Annotated in this window: 5 protein-coding genes; all 5 read left to right on the top strand. The window is 60.3% G+C overall.

Translation table 11 applies throughout. From position 1 onward, the window contains the following. The coding region (locus EN884_RS25685) for a circularly permuted type 2 ATP-grasp protein (RefSeq protein WP_128360801.1) at positions 1-992 on the top strand (992 nt) is incomplete at its 5' end. Between the two features lie 126 nt (positions 993-1,118). Then, on the top strand, positions 1,119-2,060 hold the full coding sequence (locus tag EN884_RS25680; protein WP_024503501.1) for an alpha-E domain-containing protein: 942 nt from the start codon (positions 1,119-1,121) through the stop codon (positions 2,058-2,060). 85 nt (positions 2,061-2,145) lie between these two features. Next, entirely contained in the window at positions 2,146-2,940 is a 795-nt protein-coding gene (locus tag EN884_RS25675) for a transglutaminase family protein (RefSeq protein ID WP_063167943.1), read from the top strand. Positions 2,941-3,072: 132 nt separating this feature from the next. After that, positions 3,073-3,804, top strand: a complete 732-nt coding sequence (locus EN884_RS25670) for a peptidase (protein WP_013531816.1) — start codon at positions 3,073-3,075, stop codon at positions 3,802-3,804. Between the two features lie 100 nt (positions 3,805-3,904). Further along, positions 3,905-4,909: aspartate aminotransferase family protein (locus EN884_RS25665; protein ID WP_164895154.1), on the top strand; the 1,005-nt coding region annotated here is incomplete at its 3' end.

Raw genomic sequence — 4,909 nt, 5'->3', positions numbered from 1 at the left:
GCGTCGACATCGTCCGCATCTCGGAGGACGAGTTCTACGTGCTGGAGGACAATGCGCGCACGCCGTCCGGCGTCTCCTACATGCTGGAGAACCGCGAGACGATGATGCAGCTGTTCCCCGAGCTGTTCCAGAAGATCAAGGTGCGGCCGGTGGAAAACTACCCGCAGCTTCTGCGCCAGTCGCTGGCGGCGGTGCGGCCGCAAAGCACCAAAGGTGCGCCGACCATTGCGGTGCTGACGCCCGGCAGCTTCAATTCCGCCTATTTCGAACACGCCTTCCTTGCCGACCAGATGGGCGTGCAACTGGTCGAAGGCCAGGACCTGCGCGTGGTCGACGGCCATGTCGCCATGCGCACGACGGAAGGCTACAAGCAGATCGATGTGCTCTACCGCCGCGTCGATGATTCTTTCCTCGACCCGCTGACGTTCCGTCCGGATTCCGCTCTCGGCATACCCGGCATCATGGATGTCTATCGCGCCGGCAACATCACCATCGCCAATGCGCCGGGCACCGGCATAGCCGACGACAAGGCGATCTATTCCTACATGCCCGAGATCATCGAGTTCTACACCGGTCGCAAGGCAATCCTGGGCAACATTCCGACCTGGCGCTGCTCGGAGCCCGACAGCCTGAAATACGTGCTCGAACACATCGACGAGCTGGTGATCAAGGAAGTGCACGGTTCCGGCGGCTACGGCATGCTGGTCGGGCCTGCGGCAACCAAGAAGGAATGCGAGACCTTCGCCAAGAAGTTGGCGGCCAAGCCATCGAATTATATTGCCCAGCCGACGCTGGCGCTGTCGACATGCCCGATCCTGACGGAAAAAGGGCTGGCGCCGCGCCACGTCGATCTCAGGCCCTATGTGCTGGTCTCCGACCGCATCCAGATCGTGCCTGGGGGCCTCACACGCGTCGCGTTGAAGGAAGGTTCGCTGGTTGTGAACTCGTCGCAGGGCGGCGGGACGAAAGATACTTGGGTGTTGGATGATTGAGACGAGTGAGTAGGGAATAGTCAGTAGTCAGTAGCGGAAATAGAGGGACAGGAAATGCCATATTTCATTGAGATTCAATTGCTTAATATTCACTGCTCACTATTCGCTAGCCCGAAGGGCCACTTCATGCTTTTAGGCCGCACCGCAAACGGGCTCTATTGGATGAACCGCTATATCGAGCGGGCGGAAAACATGGCGCGCTTGGTCGATGCCGGCCTGCGCATGGCGCTGACCCGCACCCAAAGCGCCTCGGAAGAGTGGAATTCGGTGCTGCTCAGCGCTGGTTCCGACGTCACCTTCAGCCAGAAATATTCCGACTATACCGCCGCCAATGTCGCCGACTTCCTGTTGCGCGACACGTCGAACCCATCGAGCACGATGTCGTCCATCGAGACAGCCCGCAACAATGCCCGCATGGTGCGCACCGCGCTGACGCGCGAGACCTGGGAAAGCATCAACGAAGCCTGGATGGCGCTGAAGCGGATGCTGGCCAAGCCGATCGACGAGCGCGACCTGCCAAGCGTGCTCGACGCCATCAAGCGCGAGACGGCGCTGATCCGCGGCTCGTTCTACGGCACCATGCTGCGCAACGAGATCTTCGACTTCTCGCAACTCGGCACTTACGTCGAGCGCGCCGACAACACGGCGCGCATCCTCGACGTGAAATATTATGTGCTGCTGCCGTCGATCTCCTGGGTTGGCTCGACGCTCGACAATTATCAGTGGGAATCGATCCTGCGTTCGGTCTCGGCGCATCGCTCCTATCGCTGGGTCTACGATGCTGATTACAAGCCGACCAACATTGCCGACTATCTGATCCTCAATGTCCGCATGCCGCGTTCGCTGATGTTCTGCTATCGCTTCCTGTCGGAGCATCTGAAATTCCTCGGCGACGATTACGGCGAGCGCCATGCCTGCCACGCAACGGCCGAGAAGACGCAGACAATGCTGAGAGCCGGGTCGATCAAGGATATCTTCGATACCGGGCTGCATGAATTCCTGGCCAATTTCATTCGCGACAACACCAAGCTGGGCGACGAAATCGCACAAGATTATCGGTTCAATTGAGCATGGTCCCGAAAGGTGGAGCCGGTTTTCTTAGACAAACGGAAACCGTTTGTCCGGAGATCGCGCTCACAAACGGAATAGAAGCATGCGGCTGAAGATTACCCACCGAACTGAGTACCGTTACGATACGCCGGTGCACTATCTGTTGCAGCGGCTGCGGCTGCTTCCAGTCAGCGGGTCGACGCAGACCGTTCTGTCCTGGGCTCTGGCGATCGAAGGCGCGCGCGAAGAGGTCCGCTTTGTCGACCATTTCGGCAACGACACAAGGCTGTTGAGCGTCGAGGGCGAGCGCGACTTCATCACGGTGGAGGCGTCGGGCGAAGTGGTGACGCGCGACACCGCGGGCGTCTCGGGGCCACACCAGGGCTTCACGCCGCTCTGGCTGTACAGCCATGAGACACCATTGACGGTGATCGGCAGCGGTATCCGCGAACTCGCCGCATCGGTTGGCAAGGGCAGCGACATCGAACGGCTGCACCGGCTGACGGCTGTCATCGGAGAGCGCGTCGCCTACACGCCCGGCACGACCAATGCGACGACGCCGGCGGAGGAAGCCTTGGCGCTCAAGACCGGGGTCTGCCAGGATCATACCCATATCTTTGCCGCCGCCGCCCGTGCCATGGGCTTTCCGGCCCGCTATGTCAGCGGCTATCTGATGCTGGATGCGACGGTCGAGCAGGCGGCCAGCCATGCCTGGGCCGAAGCGCATGTTTCGGGTCTCGGCTGGGTTGCCTTCGATGCCGCCAATGGCATCTCGCCCGACGAGCGCTATGTAAAGGTGGCGACGGGCCGCGATTACCGCGACGCCACGCCGGTGTCGGGAATTCGGCTGGGACAGGCGGAAGAACAGCTTGCGGTCACCGTCACGGTGGAGCAGTAATCCTCCGCAAGATTGCTGCCGAGCGGTTCATCGTTTCAAGGAACCCCGAACCGCTCTATCCCTTTGTTTTAACGCAATTCCGGACGGAAAACCGCTTCACACTTTTCCTGGAATTGCTCTAGAAGAGATTCCATGACCTATTGCGTTGGCCTGAAGATCGATCGCGGGCTCGTGTTCATGTCCGACACGCGCACCAATGCAGGCATGGATTCCATCTCCACCTTTCGCAAGATGCATGTCTGGGAAGAGCCGGGCGAACGCGTCATCGTTTTGATGTCGGCGGGCAATCTGGCGACGACGCAGGCCGTGGTCAGCCTGCTTGACGAGCGCACCAAGGCAATCTCCGAAAGACATTCCACACTGCTCGAAACGCCGTCGATGTACCAAACGGTCCGCATTGTTGGCGACACGGTCAAGGAGGTCATCGCCAATTCGTCACCCGCTGGCGAGAAGGCGGATTCCTATTTCAATGCGTCCTTCATCCTCGGCGGTCAGATCAAGGGCAGCGAGCCGCGCCTGTTCATGATCTATCCCGAAGGCAATTTCATCGAATCGACCGATGACACGCCGTTCTTCCAGATAGGCGAGACCAAATACGGCAAGCCGATCATCATCCGCGCCTACGAAAAGACGATGAGCCTCGCCGAGACGGTGAAGCTGCTTTTGGTGTCGTTCGATTCGACGTTGAAGTCGAACCTGTCTGTCGGCTTGCCGCTCGACCTGCTCTTCCTGGAGAAGGACGCTTTCAAGGTCGGATTGAAGAAGCGGATCGGCCAGGACGACCAGTATTACCGCACGATCTCCGATGGCTGGTCGAATGCGCTGAAGACGGCTTTTGCCAGCCTGCCGGATTTCCCTGGCTAAGGCGTGCGGCATCTCTTGCTGGTTGCATATATTTCACGCGTTAATTAATAAGAGACCAACCGCGACGGATGGTAGCGATGGATCATGTCGGGAGGACAGGATGAACAATGATGATTTCCGGCAATGGTCGCGGCGCGCCGCCGACTGGGGCGTTGACTATCGCAACAATCTGCGCGACCGCCCCGTGCGGCCACTGGTAGAACCCGGCGCCATTTCTAGAAGCATCGAGGTTTCGCCGCCCGAAGACGCCGAACCGATGGACCGGATCTTCGCCGATTTCGAAGAGAAGATCCTGCCGGGAATGACCCATTGGCAGCATCCGCGCTTCTTCGCCTATTTCCCGGCCAATGCGGCGCCGGTTTCGGTGGTGGCGGAATATCTGGTTTCGGCGATGGCCGCGCAATGCATGCTGTGGCAGACGTCGCCGGCGGCGACCGAACTCGAAACGCGCACCGTCGACTGGATGCGCCAGGCGCTCGGTCTGCCGGAAGGCTTCTCGGGCGTAATCCAGGATTCAGCCTCATCGGCGACGTTGGCCGCGGTGCTGACCATGCGCGAACGGGCACTCGACTGGCAAGGCAACAAACAGGGCCTGGCAGGGCAGGCGCGGCTGCGCATCTACTCCTCCGACCAGGTGCACACGTCGATCGACCGGGCGATCTGGGTGTCCGGCATCGGCGAGGACAATCTCGTGCGCATTCCCGTCAGCGGCCGCTTTCGCGCCATGGACACGGCCGCGCTCGAGGCGGCAATCGTCGCCGACCGGGAAGCCGGCATGCTGCCGGCGGGCATCATCGCTTGCGTCGGCGGCACCAGCACTGGCGGCACCGACGACATTGCTGCGGTTGCCGAGGTGGCACGGCGGCATGGGCTTTATCTCCATGTCGATGCCGCCTGGGCGGGATCGGCGATGATCTGTCCGGAATATCGGCATTTCTGGACAGGCGTCGAAGGCGCCGATTCGATCGTTTTCAATCCGCACAAATGGCTGGGCGCTCAGTTCGACTGCTCGATCCAGTTCCTGCGCGACCCTGAAAGCCATGTCAGGACGCTGGCCATCAAGCCGGATTATCTGAAGACGCACGGTCATGACGGCATCATCAAC

Origin of the sequence: Mesorhizobium sp. M7A.F.Ca.AU.001.01.1.1 (assembly GCF_004022735.1) — a bacterium.
GTDB classification, from domain to species: Bacteria; Pseudomonadota; Alphaproteobacteria; order Rhizobiales; family Rhizobiaceae; genus Mesorhizobium; species Mesorhizobium ciceri.
Note: the sequence above shows the minus strand (reverse complement) of the source record. Positions and strands in the feature narration are given on the sequence as shown.

Bases quoted from the DNA above. Each gene is read 5' to 3' on its own strand.
- EN884_RS25680 (WP_024503501.1), top strand. From the start codon at position 1,119: ATGCTTTTAGGCCGCACCGCAAACGGGCTCTATTGGATGAACCGCTAT.
- EN884_RS25670 (WP_013531816.1), top strand. From the start codon at position 3,073: ATGACCTATTGCGTTGGCCTGAAGATCGATCGCGGGCTCGTGTTCATG.
- EN884_RS25675 (WP_063167943.1), top strand. From the start codon at position 2,146: ATGCGGCTGAAGATTACCCACCGAACTGAGTACCGTTACGATACGCCG.